Annotated in this window: 16 protein-coding genes; 4 read left to right on the forward strand and 12 right to left on the reverse strand. The window is 65.3% G+C overall.

The window, feature by feature from the left end:
• Positions 1 to 46 precede the first annotated feature (46 nt).
• From ASG03_RS15805 to ASG03_RS15835, 7 genes are all read right to left on the reverse strand, one after another.
• Positions 47 to 874, reverse strand: coding sequence for a phosphatidate cytidylyltransferase (locus ASG03_RS15805; protein WP_062694446.1), 828 nt, complete (start codon positions 872 to 874; stop codon positions 47 to 49).
• Positions 874 to 1,662, reverse strand: a complete 789-nt coding sequence (locus tag ASG03_RS15810) for an isoprenyl transferase (protein ID WP_062694448.1) — start codon at positions 1,660 to 1,662, stop codon at positions 874 to 876. The genes ASG03_RS15805 and ASG03_RS15810 overlap by 1 nt, the downstream gene beginning before the upstream one ends.
• Before the next feature lie 44 nt (positions 1,663 to 1,706).
• The gene (frr, locus tag ASG03_RS15815; RefSeq protein WP_062601073.1) at positions 1,707 to 2,267 is read right to left on the reverse strand and encodes a ribosome recycling factor; all 561 of its coding nucleotides are present in this window, start codon (positions 2,265 to 2,267) and stop codon (positions 1,707 to 1,709) included.
• A gap of 70 nt (positions 2,268 to 2,337) precedes the next feature.
• The gene (gene pyrH / locus ASG03_RS15820; RefSeq protein ID WP_062473795.1) at positions 2,338 to 3,060 is read right to left on the reverse strand and encodes a UMP kinase; all 723 of its coding nucleotides are present in this window, start codon (positions 3,058 to 3,060) and stop codon (positions 2,338 to 2,340) included.
• A 317-nt stretch (positions 3,061 to 3,377) separates the two neighbouring features.
• Positions 3,378 to 4,304 (reverse strand): translation elongation factor Ts, encoded by a 927-nt coding sequence (gene tsf / locus ASG03_RS15825; protein WP_062473797.1) that lies wholly within the window; start codon positions 4,302 to 4,304, stop codon positions 3,378 to 3,380.
• 257 nt (positions 4,305 to 4,561) lie between these two features.
• A complete protein-coding gene (rpsB, locus tag ASG03_RS15830) occupies positions 4,562 to 5,338 on the reverse strand; it encodes a 30S ribosomal protein S2 (RefSeq protein ID WP_062694450.1) in 777 nt (258 codons plus the stop codon).
• A gap of 253 nt (positions 5,339 to 5,591) precedes the next feature.
• Positions 5,592 to 6,434, reverse strand: coding sequence for a cell envelope integrity EipB family protein (locus tag ASG03_RS15835; protein ID WP_062694452.1), 843 nt, complete (start codon positions 6,432 to 6,434; stop codon positions 5,592 to 5,594).
• Between the two features lie 141 nt (positions 6,435 to 6,575).
• On the opposite strand from ASG03_RS15835, the gene ASG03_RS15840 reads away from it, so the two are divergent.
• Genes ASG03_RS15840 through ASG03_RS15855 form a run of 4 tightly spaced genes read left to right on the forward strand, consistent with a single transcriptional unit; the run spans position 6,576 to position 9,467 of the window.
• Entirely contained in the window at positions 6,576 to 7,043 is a 468-nt protein-coding gene (locus ASG03_RS15840; RefSeq protein ID WP_062473803.1) for a RidA family protein, read from the forward strand.
• Between the two features lie 23 nt (positions 7,044 to 7,066).
• Positions 7,067 to 7,804 (forward strand): glycerophosphodiester phosphodiesterase, encoded by a 738-nt coding sequence (locus ASG03_RS15845; protein WP_156379760.1) that lies wholly within the window; start codon positions 7,067 to 7,069, stop codon positions 7,802 to 7,804.
• A gap of 3 nt (positions 7,805 to 7,807) precedes the next feature.
• The gene (locus tag ASG03_RS15850) at positions 7,808 to 9,016 is read left to right on the forward strand and encodes a GNAT family N-acetyltransferase (protein ID WP_062694454.1); all 1,209 of its coding nucleotides are present in this window, start codon (positions 7,808 to 7,810) and stop codon (positions 9,014 to 9,016) included.
• A 19-nt stretch (positions 9,017 to 9,035) separates the two neighbouring features.
• Entirely contained in the window at positions 9,036 to 9,467 is a 432-nt protein-coding gene (locus ASG03_RS15855) for an HIT family protein (protein ID WP_062694456.1), read from the forward strand.
• A 72-nt stretch (positions 9,468 to 9,539) separates the two neighbouring features.
• Here ASG03_RS15855 and ASG03_RS15860 read toward each other — a convergent pair whose 3' ends face one another.
• From ASG03_RS15860 to clpS, 5 genes are all read right to left on the reverse strand, one after another.
• Positions 9,540 to 10,604 (reverse strand): hypothetical protein, encoded by a 1,065-nt coding sequence (locus tag ASG03_RS15860; protein WP_062694458.1) that lies wholly within the window; start codon positions 10,602 to 10,604, stop codon positions 9,540 to 9,542.
• Between the two features lie 36 nt (positions 10,605 to 10,640).
• Positions 10,641 to 10,985, reverse strand: a complete 345-nt coding sequence (locus ASG03_RS15865) for an AzlD domain-containing protein (protein ID WP_062473811.1) — start codon at positions 10,983 to 10,985, stop codon at positions 10,641 to 10,643.
• 13 nt (positions 10,986 to 10,998) lie between these two features.
• Positions 10,999 to 11,685 (reverse strand): AzlC family ABC transporter permease, encoded by a 687-nt coding sequence (locus tag ASG03_RS15870; protein WP_062695234.1) that lies wholly within the window; start codon positions 11,683 to 11,685, stop codon positions 10,999 to 11,001.
• 259 nt (positions 11,686 to 11,944) lie between these two features.
• On the reverse strand, positions 11,945 to 14,500 hold the full coding sequence (gene clpA / locus ASG03_RS15875) for an ATP-dependent Clp protease ATP-binding subunit ClpA (RefSeq protein ID WP_062694460.1): 2,556 nt from the start codon (positions 14,498 to 14,500) through the stop codon (positions 11,945 to 11,947).
• Positions 14,501 to 14,509: 9 nt separating this feature from the next.
• Entirely contained in the window at positions 14,510 to 14,860 is a 351-nt protein-coding gene (gene clpS, locus ASG03_RS15880) for an ATP-dependent Clp protease adapter ClpS (protein ID WP_062473815.1), read from the reverse strand.
• Positions 14,861 to 15,040 lie beyond the last annotated feature (180 nt).

Below are 15,040 nucleotides of genomic sequence, written 5' to 3' on the forward strand. Positions count from 1 at the left end.
GCGCGGCGCGCGGCTCCCCGCGCGGAGAGCTGGCGCCGTCGCGCCGTCAGAGCCCGAGCAGCAGGGCCCCGATCCGACCGCCGGCGCCCGTCATCGCCTCGCCGAGCGCGATGATCAGGGCGGCGAAGCAGGCGACGACGAGCCCGTCCACCCGGTCCCAGACCCCGCCATGGCCGGGAATGAGGCGGCCGCTGTCCTTCACGCCGCAGCGGCGCTTGACGTAGGATTCGAAGAGGTCGCCGCACTGGCTGGCGATCGACAGGACAAGGGCGACGAGCGGAATGCGCGCGTCTTCGAGCGGGAAATAGGCGGCATAGACCGCGGTGCCGGCCACAGTGCCCGAGACGGTGCCGCCGATTGCGCCCGACCAGGTCTTGCCCGGTGAGATGCTCGGCGCCAGCTTCGGGCCGCCGATCGCGCGTCCGAAGAAGAAGGCGAGAATGTCGGTCGCCCACACGACGGAAAAGACGAAGAGCATGGCGACAAAGCCGACCTGGGTATCGTCGCGGATCGTGGCGAGCGAGATCGTCGTCATCCCGGCATAGGCCACGCCCCCCGGCAGCCACCAGCCCCGGCCGTGGAACCGCGACCAGACGATCGCGACGATCGAGGCGAGGATGAGGATGGGCAGCGCATATTCGTCGCCGCCGCCGATGATGAGCACGGCGACGACCGCCTGCACGGCCCAGCCGGCGAGATAGGCGCCGCGGTCGCCCGCAGCGATCCGCGTCATGCTGGTCCACTCGTGCCAGACGGCAAGGCCGATGATGCCGGACAGGATCGCAAAGGCGGGGCCGCCGATCCAGGTGTCGCCAAGTGCGACCGCTGCAAGCACGATGCCGGAGATGATCCGGAGACGAAGTTCGCGGCTCATCACGAACCGACCGCGAAGCTGGTCGGCGGCGTGGAGGCGGACGCGTCGGAAGAGGCGGGCTCGGCGCCGGGCGTGACATTGCCGAAACGGCGCTCGCGCCGGCGGTAGGTGTCGATCGCCCGCATCAGCATGGCCCGGTCGAAGTCCGGCCAGTATTCCGGCAGGAAGACGAATTCGGAATAGGCCGATTGCCAGAGCAGGAAGTTGGACAGCCGCTCTTCGCCGCTCGTCCGGATGACGAGGTCGGGATCGGGGATGCCGGCCGTATCGAGCCGGCTCGCGATCATCGCAGGCGTGATCGCCTCGGGGCTCAGCCGGCCCGCGGCAACGTCCACGGCCAGGGTCTGCACGGCCCGGGCAATCTCGTCGCGCGATCCGTAGTTGAAAGCGATGCAGACCGTGGTGCCGGTGTTGTTGCGCGTGGTTTCCTCCGCCTCCAGCAGCAGCGGCAGCACGTCGCTGCGCAGGTTCGATCGGTCGCCGATGATGCGGATGCGCACGTTCTGCCGGTGCAGTTCGGCCAGGTCCCGCCGGATGAACACCTTGAGAAGCCCCATGAGGTCGTTGACCTCCGGCTCCGGCCGGCTCCAGTTTTCCGAGGAGAAGGCGTACAGCGTGAGGTAGCGGATGCCGAGCGCACCGGCGGCGCGCACCGTCTCGCGGACAGCCTCGACACCCTTGCGGTGCCCCATGGTCCGCGGCAGGCCGCGCCGGGCGGCCCAACGGCCATTGCCGTCCATGATGATGGCGACATGCGCGGGAAGCGTTCTGACGGACGGATCGGACATGGACGGCCTGACTTCGCGGAGAGGAGAAAACGAAAGGATGCAGACTAGACCTGCATGATTTCCTTTTCCTTGTCGGCGAGCAAGCGATCGACGTCGGAAATCATCTCGTCGGTCATCTTCTGGACCTTTTCCGACTGGATGCGGCTGATATCCTGGCCGATCGTGCCGTCCTTCTCCGCCTTCTTGAGATTGTCCATGCCGTCGCGCCGCACGTGACGAATCGCCACCTTGCTCTTTTCGGCATAGTCGTGCGCGACCTTCACCAGCGAGCGGCGGCGCTCCTCGTTGAGCTCCGGCAGCGGGATGCGCAGCGTCTGGCCGTCCATGATCGGGTTGAGGCCGAGGTTGGATTCGCGAATCGCGCGGTCCACAGCGTTGACCATCGAGCGGTCCCAGATCGACACGCCGAGCATGCGCGGCTCGGGCACGGTGATGTTGGCCACCTGGTTGAGCGGCACGCGCGAGCCATAGGCTTCCACCATCACCGGGTCGAGAACGTTGGCCGAGGCCCGCCCCGTCCGCAGCGACGCGATGTCGTTCTTGAAGGCGGTGATCGCGCCGTCCATGCGGCGCTTCAGGTCGTTGAGGTCGATACCTTCACTCATCTTGCTTCTCCGTGCTCGATCGGCGTGCTCCCGCTTGCGCAGAACCGTCCGCCGTCTGTTGGCCGCTCTTTCAGTTGTCGGTGACGATGGTGGCGCGGCCGCCGCCCGTCAGGATATCGGTGAACCCGCCCTTCTCGTGGATCGAGAAGACGATGATCGGGATGCTGTTCTCGCGCGCCAGCGCTACGGCGGACACGTCCATGACGGCGAGCCCCTTGTCCAGCACCTCGCTGTGGGTCAGCCGCTCGAACCGGGTGGCCGTCGGATCCTTCTTCGGATCGGCCGAGTAGATGCCATCGACCTGAGTACCCTTGAAGATGGCCTGCGCGCCCATTTCGGCCGCGCGAAGGGCGGCGGCCGAATCGGTCGTGAAGAACGGGTTGCCCGTGCCGCCGGCGAAGATCACCACGCGGCCGAGCGAGAGATGGAACAGCGTCGCGCGCTGGGAAAAACTCTCGCAGATTTCCGGCATCGCGATGGCCGAGAGCACGACCGTGTCGATGTCGAGCTTGCGCAGCGATGTTGCGAGCGCCAGCGCGTTGATGACGGTCGCGAGCATGCCCATGTGGTCGCCCGTGACGCGGTCGCCGCCCTTGGACGCGACAGCGACGCCGCGAAAGATGTTGCCGCCGCCGACGACCACGCCCACCTCGACGCCCATGGCGCGGGCAGCTGCGATGTCGGATGCGATCCGATCAACGACCGTGACGTCGATGCCGAAGCCCTGGTTGCCCATCAGCGCTTCGCCGGAGGCCTTCAAAAGCACGCGTTTATAGAGCGGTTCGGCCGACATCGTCACTCCTGTCGTGGTGCACGCCCGGGGGGTCCGGCGCGCGGTTTGGGTCGAGAACGCGGCACCCGAGGGCAGCATCGCGTTCCAGCAATCGGGCGGCCGGATACCGCCTTCGCGTCGTGCAGGACAGACGCCTTCGCGTGCCGCCAAGGCCGGACGCCGGTTGCGTCAAGCCGGTTTGACGCCGGGTTGCGTCGAACCAATTGGACGCCGGTTGCGTCAAGCCGGTTGGACGCCGGTTGCGTCAAGCCGGATACACGAAGGGCACCGCGTTGTCCACGCGATGCCCTTCCGTTTTGTCGGATGTCAAAGAAGAATCAGCCCTTGGCGACAGCGGCCACTTCGGCTGCGAAATCGCTCTCTTCCTTCTCGACGCCTTCGCCGAGCAGGAGGCGTGCCATGCCGGTGATTTCGATCGGCGCGCCGACCGTCTTCTCGGCGTCCTTGATGGCAGCCTCGACCGTGAGGTCGGGGTTCATGACGAAGGCCTGGCTGAGAAGCGCCACTTCCTCGAAGAACTTGCGCATGCGGCCGTCGACCATCTTCTCGATGATGTTGTCCGGCTTGCCCGAAGCGCGCGACTGCTCGATGAACACGTTGCGCTCGCGCTCGGCGACCGCCGGATCGACTTCCGTCGAGCGAATGGCGAGCGGGTTGGTCGCAGCGATGTGCATGGCAACCTGGCGGCCGATGGCGTTCAGCGCTTCCTTGTCGCCGGTCGACTTCAGCGCGACGAGAACGCCGAGCTTGCCGAGGCCTTCGGTAACGGCGTTGTGGATGTAGGTGGCGACGACGCCGTCCTCGACCGAGAGCAGAGCGGCACGGCGCAGCGTCATGTTCTCGCCGATCGTGCCGATCGCGTCCTTGATGCTGTCGGAAACCGACTTGCCGGTGGCCGGATAGGTGGCGGCGTTGATCGCATCGACCGTGCCGTCCGTGTTGACGGCGACCTTGGCAAAGCCGCGGACCAGGTCCTGGAAGGCGTCGTTGCGGGCCACGAAGTCGGTTTCGGAGTTGACCTCGATGACGACGGCCTTGGTGCCGGCGCTGGTGATGCCGATCAGGCCTTCGGCGGCCGTGCGGCCCGACTTCTTGTCGGCCTTGGCGATGCCCTTGGCGCGCAGCCAGTCGATCGCGGCTTCCATGTCGCCGTTGGTTTCGCCCAGTGCCTTCTTGCAATCCATCATGCCTGCGCCCGACTTCTCGCGCAGTTCCTTCACCATTGCTGCAGTAATGGTCGTCATCGTCTTGGCCTCTTTCTGTCTCTCGTCCGGTGCGCTCAGATGCGATCGAGCGGCGGTGTCCGGAAAGTGTGTGAGGGTGTGCCCCCTCAAGATGACATCGTGATGAACAATCTCACCCGATGTGGACCCGCCGCGCAACGGCGGTCTCCTCGAAAAGATGCGGGGCCGTCCACTCCATCAGTCGCAAACGGCCCCGGAAAATAGGTCTCGACCGGCCCCCCCCTTGTCGGGGAACCGGCCGTGATCGTTCAGCTGGATCAGGCGTCGGCGGCGACGGCTTCTTCTTCCAGAGCCGGCTCGAGCGGCAGGTCGCTGGCAGCGCCGAGGTCGCGGCCGGACGCGCCCTGCTGACGGGCGATGCCGTCGAGAGCGGCACGGGCGATCAGGTCGCAATAGAGCGAGATGGCGCGCGAGGCGTCGTCATTGCCGGGGATCGCGTAATCGATCTGGTCCGGATCGCAGTTCGAGTCGATGACGGCGACGACCGGGATGCCAAGACGCTTGGCTTCTTCGATCGCGATCGACTCCTTGTTGGTGTCGATGATGAACATCAGGTCGGGAACGCCGCCCATGTCGCGGATACCGCCGAGGGCGCGGTTGAGCTTTTCGCGCTCGCGCTCGAGGTTCAGGCGTTCCTTCTTGGTGAAGCCCGAAGCGTCGGATGCGAGGATCTCGTCGAGCTTGCGCAGGCGCTGGATCGAGTTGGAGATCGTCTTCCAGTTCGTCATCATGCCGCCGAGCCAGCGGGCGTTGACGTAGTACTGGGCCGAACGCTTGGCGCTGTCGGCGATGATTTCCGACGCCTGGCGCTTGGTGCCGACGAAGAGAACGCGGCCGCCCTTGGCAACCGTGTCGCTGACGGCCTGAAGGGCGCGCGACAGCATGGGCACGGTCTGTGCCAGGTCGATGATGTGAACGTTGGACCGTTCGCCGAAGATGTAGGGCTTCATCTTCGGGTTCCAGCGGTGAGTCTGGTGGCCGAAGTGAACACCAGCTTCAAGAAGCTGGCGCATGCTGAAATCGGGCAATGCCATGCCGTTTATCCTTTTCCGGTTGAACCTCCGTGGGGAAAACAGCAGGTTCGGGTGAACCTGCCACCGGGCGGAACGCAACGGATGTCTCCCGAAACGTCCCAGACCCCACGTGTGGAATGCGGCCCGCCATACAGCGGGACGCCGCGGATATCAAGGAAAAAGGCGCAAGCCGGCCGGCAATTCTGCCGGTGCGGGCGGCCGACTGACTTGCAGCCTCCTTTCAGGTCCTACTTGCCGGGCCTACTTTCAGGTCCTACTTGCAGGTCCCCTCGCCGCCCTGCTTGAACATTTCGAGATTGGCCAGCTTGCCGCTGAGCACGAAGTCGCCATAGTCCATGGTCAGGTCGCGCGTGATGCCGTTCTCGTAAAGCTTGAAGGCCATGCGGTAGATCGGCACGGCATCGCCGGTCGCCTCGTCGTTGAAATAGGAGATCGTCACCGGCCAGTAGGGTTTCTGCGCCATCACGCCGGCCTTGCCGACGTCGGCATCCTCGTCGCTGGCCTTGGGCTGGTGCTGCGCGCCGACCAGGGTCGTCGTCACCAGCGTCTTGTCGCCGCTGTCGGAGCCGTCAAAGATCCGCGATTCGAAGATCTTGTCGCCGCGCTTCGCCCGGTCGATCACCTCCAGCATATGCTCGGTCGGAAACAGGCTGTGGGCGAGATCGACCTCCCGCTTGTCCGGCGCACTCAGGTCCACCCGCACGCCGTCCTTGGCGTCATGGGCGAGCCCGCGCACTTCCTTATCCAGCTTCTCGTCGGTGAAGGACCGCGTGAGAAAGCGGAAGTTGCCGCTCTTCAGGTCCTCGAAGGTGGTCGTCTGCTGGTCCGTCAGGCGCACGTCCTCGCCGGTGTCCACCTTGGTCACGAAGCGGAAGCTCACCGTATAGCCGTCGCAGGCCGATCCGTTGAACTCGTAGACCATGCGGCCATACATGCTGGAAATGCCGGAGCGTTCGGACGAATCCTTGAGCTCCAGATCGTATACCGCCCGGTGCGGAACCAGGATGTTCGCCGAGGCGTTCTCCATCCCGACCGCCGTCGTCCCGAGAAACGCTGCGGAGACCACGAAGACGCGGGTCATGCCTGAACGAAACATCCAATAGCTCCTGTTGGATCGACGCGCGATGCTATATTGAAACATGCGTCGAAAGCGAGGCGTCGGATCGTTATCCCCGCATCGAAGAGAGACGTGCATGACGCATTCCTCATGAGATTACAATATTGTCCGGAGACATCCATGTCCGCAGAAATCGAAGCCCGCATCGAGCAGCTCGGCATCACCCTGCCGGTGGCCGCAGCCCCGGCCGCAAACTACGTTCCCTTCGTCATCAGTGGCCAGCACCTCTACATCTCCGGCCAGCTGCCGATGGAGAACGGCAAGGTCGCCGTGCTCGGCCTGGTCGGCGCTGATGTGGACGTGACCGCCGCCCAGCGCGCGGCCGAACTCTGCGCCATCAACGTGCTTGCACAGGCGAAAGCCGCTCTCGGCGGCGATCTCGGCCGTATCCGCCGCATCGTCAAGCTCAACGGCTTCATCGCCTCTGCGCCGGGCTTCACCGAGCAGCACCTCGTCATGAACGGCGCGTCCAACCTGATCGTCACCATCCTCGGCGAAGCCGGCGTCCATGCCCGCGCTGCCGTCGGCATGGCCGGCCTGCCCTTCAACGCCGCCGTCGAGATCGACGCGGTCATCGAGATCGCGTGATGGCGATGCCGGCGACCCGACCGATCAAGGACACGGCCTTCCTCAAGGCCCAGCCGATCGCCCATCGCGGCTATCACGACATGAACAATGCGATCTGGGAAAACACCCTCTCGGCTTTCCAGCGCGCCATCGATCACGGCTACGCCATCGAGTGCGACCTTCACTACACGGCCGACGGCGTGCCCGTGGTGTTCCACGATGACGACATGAAGCGCCTCTGCGGCGTCGAGGGCGACATCCGGCTGAAGACCGTCGGCGAGCTCGGTCTCTTCTCCATCGGCAACACGGCCGATCGCGTCCCCTCGCTTGCCCAGCTCCTGCGCCTCGTCAGGGGCCGGGTCCCCCTGGTGCTGGAACTGAAGGGTCGCCGGGGCGACGACGAGGGGTTCGCCGATGCCGTCGTGGAGAGCCTTGAAACCTATGACGGCCCGGTCGCCCTCATGAGCTTCGACCACTGGCTCCTGAAGGACCTCGCGGCGCTCGATTCGCGCTTCCCCCTCGGCCTGACCGCGGAAGGCGCCCGGCCGGAAGAGTTTGCGCTGCACGAGGAAGCCATGGCGCTGGGGCTCGATTTCATCTCCTATTATTACGGCAACCTGCCCAACCCGTTCATCTCCGCCCAGCGTGACGCCGGCCGGACGGTGATCACCTGGACGGTGCGCGACGAGGATGCGGCGGACTACACCTTTCTCCACGCCGACCAGATGACGTTCGAGGGCTTCGCGCCGCGTACGCGGACAACCGGGGATCTGGTGGCCTAGCGCATGGCAGACGACGTCAGCATCCGCATCGAGACCTCGTTCAAGGACATCGACAAGGCCGATTGGGACCGGCTGATCGGCACGACGAGGGCATCCGCCACTGCGGCGGTGCCCTACAATCCCTTCGTGTCCTATGCCTACCTCTCGGCGCTCGAGGACAGCGGCTCGGCCACGGCCGAAACCGGCTGGCTCGGCCAGCATCTCCTGCTGCAGGACGAGGCGGGGACGCTCGCCGGTGCGCTGGTCTGCTACCTCAAGAATCACAGCCAGGGCGAATATGTGTTCGACCATGGCTGGGCCGACGCGCTCGAGCGGGCGGGCGGTCGCTATTATCCCAAACTCCAGAGCTCCGTGCCCTTCACGCCGGCGACCGGCCCGCGCCTTCTGGCCACCACCGAGCCCTTCGCGCCGGAGGCCGTGCAGATGGCACTCGCGACCGGCCTGACGGAGCTTGCCCGTCGCCACAAGGTCTCGTCCGCCCATGTGACCTTCGTGCCGGAAGCCGAGATCCCCACCTTCGAGGACGCCGACTTCCTGCATCGCACCGACCAGCAGTTCCACTTCACCAATGACGGCTACGGCAGCCATGACGATTTTCTCGCGACGCTCGCCTCGCGCAAGCGCAAGGCGCTGAAGAAGGAGCGCCGCGCCGCGCTGGAAAACGGCATCACGGTGGACTGGCTGACCGGCAGCGATCTGACCGAAGAGATCTGGGACCAGTTCTTCCGCTTCTACATGGACACCGGCAGCCGCAAATGGGGCCGGCCCTATCTCACGCGCGCCTTCTACTCGCTGATCTCGGAGCGCATGGCCGAGGACATCCTTCTCGTCATGGCCAAGCGCGAGGGCCGCTATGTCGCCGGCGCCATCAACTTCATCGGCGGCGACGCGCTCTACGGTCGCCACTGGGGCGCGATCGAGGATCACCCCTTCCTGCATTTCGAGGTCTGCTACCACCAGGCCATCGACTTTGCGATTTCCCGCGGCCTGAAGCGGGTGGAGGCCGGCGCGCAAGGGGAGCACAAGCTCGCCCGGGGCTACCTTCCCGTCACCACCCACTCCGCCCATTTCTTCACCCATCCCGGCCTCAAGCGCGCCGTGGCCGACTATCTCGAGCGTGAACGCCTCGACGTGGAAGCCATGGGCGACATCCTCACCGAGCACAGCCCGTTCCGGAAGGGCGAGCGGCAGGATGGGGAAACCGACAGCTGAACGATACGAGGACCCTGCCATGAGCGTTTACGACACCAGCAACATCTTCGCCAAAATCCTGCGCGGCGAGATCCCCGCCCACACGGTCTATGAGGACGAGGCCGTCATCGCCTTCATGGACGTCATGCCGCAGGCGGATGGCCATGCGCTCGTCGTGCCGAAAGCGCCGTCGCGCAATCTGCTGGACGCCGACCCCGCCACCCTGCCCGCGCTGATCGCGGCCGTGCAGAAGGTCGCCATCGCCTCGAAGACGGCCTTTTCCGCCGACGGCATCACCATCCTGCAGTTCAACGAGGCCCCCGCCGGCCAGTCCGTCTTCCACCTGCATGTCCACGTCATCCCGCGCCACGACGGCCAGCCGATGCGCGCCCATTCCGGCACCATGGAAGATCCCGACATCCTCAAGGCCAACGCCGAAAAGCTCCGCAACGCCCTGAAGCGCGTTGCGTGAAAAAGGATCAACGCAACGCGCTTAACGTCTTGTTTTGATGCATGACGTCCGGCCGCAGCCGGGCCGCCCTGCCTACCGGAACGCCGCGCGCATGAGATAGAGCGCGGCGGCAAGGATAAGCAGCGGCATGACGAGGATCTTGACGAGATAGGACACGGCGATCGCGATCGAGGCCGTGAAAAGGTCCGAGGAGATCGCGATGCCGTCCGTGATGACCTTGGTCTTGGCCGCAACGCCTTCGGTCAAAGACGTCACCAGCCCGGAGGCCGCCGACACCGTGCCGGAAATGGCCGACTGCGACTGGTCGACGGCGGAGCCCAGTCGCCCGAGGAAGCTCGTATCCGGTGTCGCGGGCGGTGCGGCCGGCACCTGACTGTCCCGGAGCGCGTCGATCTGTCCCACCGCCTCCGCATCGTAGTCCGCATTGATCCGGTCGAACACCCCCGTCGCCGACCGCCAGGCCTCGTCGGTCATGCGGGCGCCCGCATGGAAGGCGACGGCGTAGGACAGCGGCAGCACGACCGCGCCGAGAAGGCAGAGCGTCAGCACCGCCCGCGCCACCCGATCCACCGCCCGCGGCAGAGCCCGCCGCGAAAGGCTCGCGCCCGCCCGCAGGACGGACACGCCGGCAAGGCCGATCGCGGCCACCTTGGCCACCGGCAGGAACAGTGTCGACAGGACGCCCGAGACGATCGCCAGCCAGAACAGGAGGTCGGCCATCCGGTCGATCGTGTTCGTCACCGGCTGCAGCAGTTGCCCCGGGCTCGCGGTCACCGAGGCGACCCCGACGCCCCCCGTGACATCGGCGTCCTTGGCGACGCTCATCACCGAATTCATCACCCGCAGCGTGCCGTAGAGCGCCGTGCTGCCGATCGTCACGTCGCGATTGTACTCGGCCGCCCGGTCCGCCAGCGGATTGACGACGACGAGCAGCGCCGCCAGCCCGGCGAGAACGAGCCAGCGAAGGCAGGCGAAAGCGGGCCTCGGCCCTCGGCCGCCGGGTATAGAACCGGTCTCGTCCCGGATCGGGCCCGCCCCGATGGACACAGCGGGCTGCTCCGGCGGACCGCCGCGGCGCGGGATCCGCCCCGTCACCATCCCCGGCTCTTCGATGGGTCCGGACGTGTTCCTGGCCATGGGGCCTCCGCTCTCGTCGTGTCGGCGCGTCGCGCGTCAGAAGCCGAGAAGATAGAGCCCTGTGCCCAGAAAGGCGATGGCCGAGGCGATGCCGATGGCCGGCACCTGACGTCCGAGAAAGAAGGCGAGCGCCCCGAACGCGATCGCACCGACGCGCAGCCAGAGCGGCGAACCCTCGAGCACGCCGGTGGGAAACACGATGAGCTTGGAGACGACGCCCGCCACCAGCGCGGTGGCCACGGCCCGCACCCAGTTGAGGACCTCCGAATCCTCCCGCAGGCGCCGGCCGGCGATCACCCCCAGCCAGCGCCAGATATCGGTGGCGAGAAAGCCGGCGATGGCGATGAAGACATAGCCCCAGGCGTCCGGTTGCCAGGTCATGCGGATCCCCTCCTCATGCCCGTGCCCCCAGCCGCCGACGCCGCACCACGTCGAGCCCCCAGGCGAGCGTTCCTCCGACGATGCCAGAGAGCAGCAGGTCGAAATCGGGCGCGAACAGGGTCGCAAGCGGACCGAGCAGCAGGCCGACGACGAGGGCGATATGGATGACCGGATGCCGCGCCGAGCTCCAGATGGAGGCCAGGAAATAGACCGGTGTCAGGAAGAACAGGCACCCGGCCACGATCGGCGGAAACTCCGCCACATATTGGTACAGCGTGCCGACGACGACCATGTTGGCAAGCACGAGCGTCATGCCGAGGCCGAGCACATAGGTGACGCGGTGGGGGCGCGGCACATGCTGCACCCGTTCCATCGCCATCACCCAGGCGGTCACCGCGACCAGATGCGACACGATGAGCAGCACGAAGGTGCGCGTCTTCTCCGCGCGGATCTCGGGGATCAGCGCCGCGACCATCGGCATCAGCCGGATCGACGACAGCGTCACCGCGACGAAGGCCGCCAGGAGGTTGGCCCCGGACTGGATCGAACCGATGAGAATAAGCTTTGCGGGCAGCGCCCACACGATCCCGGTCATGAACACGGCCTGATCGACCGGCACGCCGGACTGCTGCGCAAACGCCGTGAAGCCGACGAAGGAAATCAGCAGAATCGCCGCCGGCAGGCTGAAAATGCCTTGCATGCCTTTCAGAAACCAGAACCCCGCCGTCCCCTCGTCATCCCTGTCGTCCGAATATGCCACGCCACCCTTTCCCGCTCCGCAGCGCCCCGAGGCGACGCGCAAGCCCGATCGTCATGGCGGTGGAAATGCCGCGGCGATGCTGCCGCGTCAAGCCATCCGGCCGGTTTATGACCGCCAGACGTGCCGCTGTCCCGACGGCGTCCGCACATGAAAATGCCGGGCACAGGGCCCGGCATCTCTCCGTCTCGATCTCGCGAGCTTACTTCCGCGGCACCTTCGGCACCGTCCGGCCCTTGCGGGGCGCGTCGGTTGCCGGATCGGTCCCCAAGTCGGCACCAGAGTCGGCACCAGAATCAGGTACCGAGCCGTTCGTCGCCGTCGTATCGGCGTCGTCGGCCTTGGCCTTCTTCGGCTTCGGGCCGGTATCGGCACCCACGGTTTCCATCTCGGCCTTGGCGGCACGGGCCGGCTTGCGGGGCTTCTGCTCCACCTCGGCCTTCGGCTTGATGCGGGCCGTTTCCGAGATGGTCTCGAGCACGAGACCCTTCTTGCCGTCCGCCTTCGGGCCGACCGTCACCTTGACGACGCCGCCCTTCTTGAGCTTGCCGAACAGGATCTCTTCGGCGAGCGGCTTCTTGATGTGCTCCTGGATCACGCGGGACAGCGGCCGGGCGCCCATCTTCTCGTCGTAGCCCTTGTCGGACAGCCAGGCGATCGCATCCTCGTGCAGGTCGAACGTGACGTTGCGCTCCGACAGCTGGGTTTCAAGCTGCATCACGAACTTCTGCACGACCTGATGGATGACCGGCGTCGGCAGCGAGCCGAACGGGATCACCGCATCCAGACGGTTGCGGAACTCGGGCGTGAACAGGCGGTTCAGCGCCTCCACATCCTCGCCCTCGCGCTTGGACGAGCCGAAGCCGAAGGCGGCCTTGGCCATGTCGGACGCGCCCGCATTGGTCGTCATGATCAGGATGACGTTGCGGAAGTCGATCTTCTTGCCGTTGTGGTCCGTCAGCTGGCCGTGATCCATGACCTGCAGCAGGATGTTGAACAGGTCCGGATGCGCCTTCTCGATCTCGTCGAGCAGCAGCACCGAATGCGGATGCTGATCGATGCCGTCGGTCAGGAGACCGCCCTGGTCGAAACCGACATAGCCGGGAGGTGCGCCGAGCAGCCGCGAGACCGTATGGCGTTCCATGTATTCCGACATGTCGAAGCGCAGCAGCTCGACACCCAGCGAAGCCGCCAGTTGTTTGGCCACCTCCGTCTTGCCCACGCCGGTCGGGCCGGAGAAGACATAGGAGCCGATCGGCTTGTTGGGCTCGCGAAGGCCTGCCCGCGCCAGCTTGATGGCCGAGGAGAGCGCCTCGATGGCGAGATCCTGGCCGTAGACGACCGAGCGCAGTTCCTTTTCGAGGTTGGCGAGAACGGTCTCGTCGTCCTTCGAAACGGTCTTGGGCGGAATGCGGGCCATCGTCGCGATGGTCGCCTCGATTTCCTTCTCGGTGATCAGCTTGCGGCGCTTGTTGAGCGGCAGCAGCATCTGGGCCGCACCGGTCTCGTCGATCACGTCGATCGCCTTGTCCGGCAGCTTGCGGTCATTGATGTAGCGGGCCGAAAGCTCGACGGCCGACTTGATCGCCTCGTTGGAGTACTTCAGCTTGTGATAGTCCTCGAAATAGGGCTTCAGACCCTTCATGATCTCGATCGTGTCGTCGATGGTCGGCTCCACCACGTCGATCTTCTGGAAGCGGCGCACCAAGGCCCGGTCCTTTTCGAAGAACTGGCGGTATTCCTTGTAGGTGGTCGAGCCGATGCAGCGGATCGCGCCCGAAGACAAGGCCGGCTTCAAGAGGTTCGACGCATCCATCGCGCCGCCCGACGTCGCCCCGGCACCGATGACGGTGTGGATCTCGTCGATGAACAGCACAGCGCCCGGATACTCCTCGAGCTCCTTCACGACCTGCTTCAGACGCTCCTCGAAGTCGCCGCGGTAACGGGTGCCGGCCAGCAGCGTGCCCATGTCGAGCGAGAAGATCGTCGCGTCCTGCAACGCTTCCGGCACCTTCTTCTCGACGATGCGCTTGGCGAGACCTTCGGCGATCGCCGTCTTGCCCACGCCCGGATCGCCCACATAGAGCGGGTTGTTCTTGGAGCGGCGGCACAGCACCTGGATCGTGCGATTGACCTCGGTGTGGCGTCCGATCAGCGGGTCGATCTTGCCGACCTTGGCCTTCTCGTTGAGATTGACGCAATAGGCCGTCAGCGCGTCCTGCGGCTTCTTCGGACCGCCCTCGTCCTGCTCGCGCGCAGCCTTCGGCGCCTCGTCCGTCTCGTCGGTTCCGCGCGGCGTGCGCGTTTCCGAAGAGCCCGGCCGCTTGCCGATGCCGTGGCTGATGAAGTTGACAGCGTCGTAGCGCGTCATCTCCTGCTCCTGCAGGAAATACGCCGCATGGCTTTCGCGCTCGGCAAAGATCGCGACGAGCACATTGGCGCCCGTCACTTCTTCGCGACCGGACGACTGTACGTGGATCACCGCGCGCTGGATCACCCGCTGGAAGCCTGCCGTCGGCTTGCTGTCCTCGTCATAGCCGGTGATCAGGTTGCCGAGTTCGTTGTCGACATAGTCGGACACCGTCTTGCGCAGGGCATCGAGATTGACGTTGCAGGCGCCCATGACGGCGGCCGCGTCGCCGTCGTCGATCAACGCCAGCAGCAGGTGTTCGAGGGTCGCATATTCGTGGTGGCGCTCGTTGGCCAGCGTGAGAGCCTGGTGCAGCGCCTTTTCAAGGCTTGTCGAAAATGTTGGCACGTCGGATCCTCATTTCTTTTCCATGACGCATTGCAGCGGGTGCTGATGCTGGCGGGCGAAATCCATCACCTGCGTCACTTTGGTTTCGGCTACTTCGTAGGTGAAGACGCCGCATTCCCCGACGCCGTGTTTGTGGACACTCAGCATGATCAGTGTCGCCGCCTCGTGATCCTTCTGGAAGAACCGTTCCAGCACGTGGATGACGAACTCCATCGGCGTATAGTCGTCATTGAGAAGCAGCACGCGGTACAGGCTCGGCTTCTTGGTCTGTGTCTTCGTCCGGGTAATGACCGAGGTGCCGCGATTGGAATCGCCGTTCCCCGCGTCACTCCCGGCCATCCGGATCGGCAGAGCGATCATTCGTCTTCATTCCCTCGTCGGATCGCAAAGCTTGGGAGCCCATTGCGACCATTCCATGACACAACAGATAGTGTGTCCCGCGTCGATTTTAAGCCCGTTCGGCCCGACTGCAACGATATTCGAACCCCGCGCTCAAGTTTGCTGTTTTTTACCGGAACGGGACGCGTGCCCCATTGCGGG

It is taken from the genome of Rhizobium sp. Leaf341, from assembly GCF_001424325.1.
Taxonomy (GTDB): domain Bacteria; phylum Pseudomonadota; class Alphaproteobacteria; order Rhizobiales; family Rhizobiaceae; genus Ferranicluibacter.

Excerpts from the sequence above, each read along its gene's own strand:
- ASG03_RS15805 (WP_062694446.1), bottom strand. The coding sequence starts at position 874 with ATGAGCCGCGAACTTCGTCTCCGGATCATCTCCGGCATCGTGCTTGCA.
- ASG03_RS15810 (WP_062694448.1), bottom strand. The coding sequence starts at position 1,662 with ATGTCCGATCCGTCCGTCAGAACGCTTCCCGCGCATGTCGCCATCATC.
- frr (WP_062601073.1), bottom strand. The coding sequence starts at position 2,267 with ATGAGTGAAGGTATCGACCTCAACGACCTGAAGCGCCGCATGGACGGC.
- pyrH (WP_062473795.1), bottom strand. The coding sequence starts at position 3,060 with ATGTCGGCCGAACCGCTCTATAAACGCGTGCTTTTGAAGGCCTCCGGC.
- tsf (WP_062473797.1), bottom strand. The coding sequence starts at position 4,304 with ATGACGACCATTACTGCAGCAATGGTGAAGGAACTGCGCGAGAAGTCG.
- rpsB (WP_062694450.1), bottom strand. The coding sequence starts at position 5,338 with ATGGCATTGCCCGATTTCAGCATGCGCCAGCTTCTTGAAGCTGGTGTT.
- ASG03_RS15835 (WP_062694452.1), bottom strand. The coding sequence starts at position 6,434 with ATGTTTCGTTCAGGCATGACCCGCGTCTTCGTGGTCTCCGCAGCGTTT.
- ASG03_RS15840 (WP_062473803.1), top strand. The coding sequence starts at position 6,576 with ATGTCCGCAGAAATCGAAGCCCGCATCGAGCAGCTCGGCATCACCCTG.
- ASG03_RS15850 (WP_062694454.1), top strand. The coding sequence starts at position 7,808 with ATGGCAGACGACGTCAGCATCCGCATCGAGACCTCGTTCAAGGACATC.
- ASG03_RS15855 (WP_062694456.1), top strand. The coding sequence starts at position 9,036 with ATGAGCGTTTACGACACCAGCAACATCTTCGCCAAAATCCTGCGCGGC.
- ASG03_RS15860 (WP_062694458.1), bottom strand. The coding sequence starts at position 10,604 with ATGGCCAGGAACACGTCCGGACCCATCGAAGAGCCGGGGATGGTGACG.
- ASG03_RS15865 (WP_062473811.1), bottom strand. The coding sequence starts at position 10,985 with ATGACCTGGCAACCGGACGCCTGGGGCTATGTCTTCATCGCCATCGCC.
- ASG03_RS15870 (WP_062695234.1), bottom strand. The coding sequence starts at position 11,685 with ATGCAAGGCATTTTCAGCCTGCCGGCGGCGATTCTGCTGATTTCCTTC.
- clpS (WP_062473815.1), bottom strand. The coding sequence starts at position 14,860 with ATGATCGCTCTGCCGATCCGGATGGCCGGGAGTGACGCGGGGAACGGC.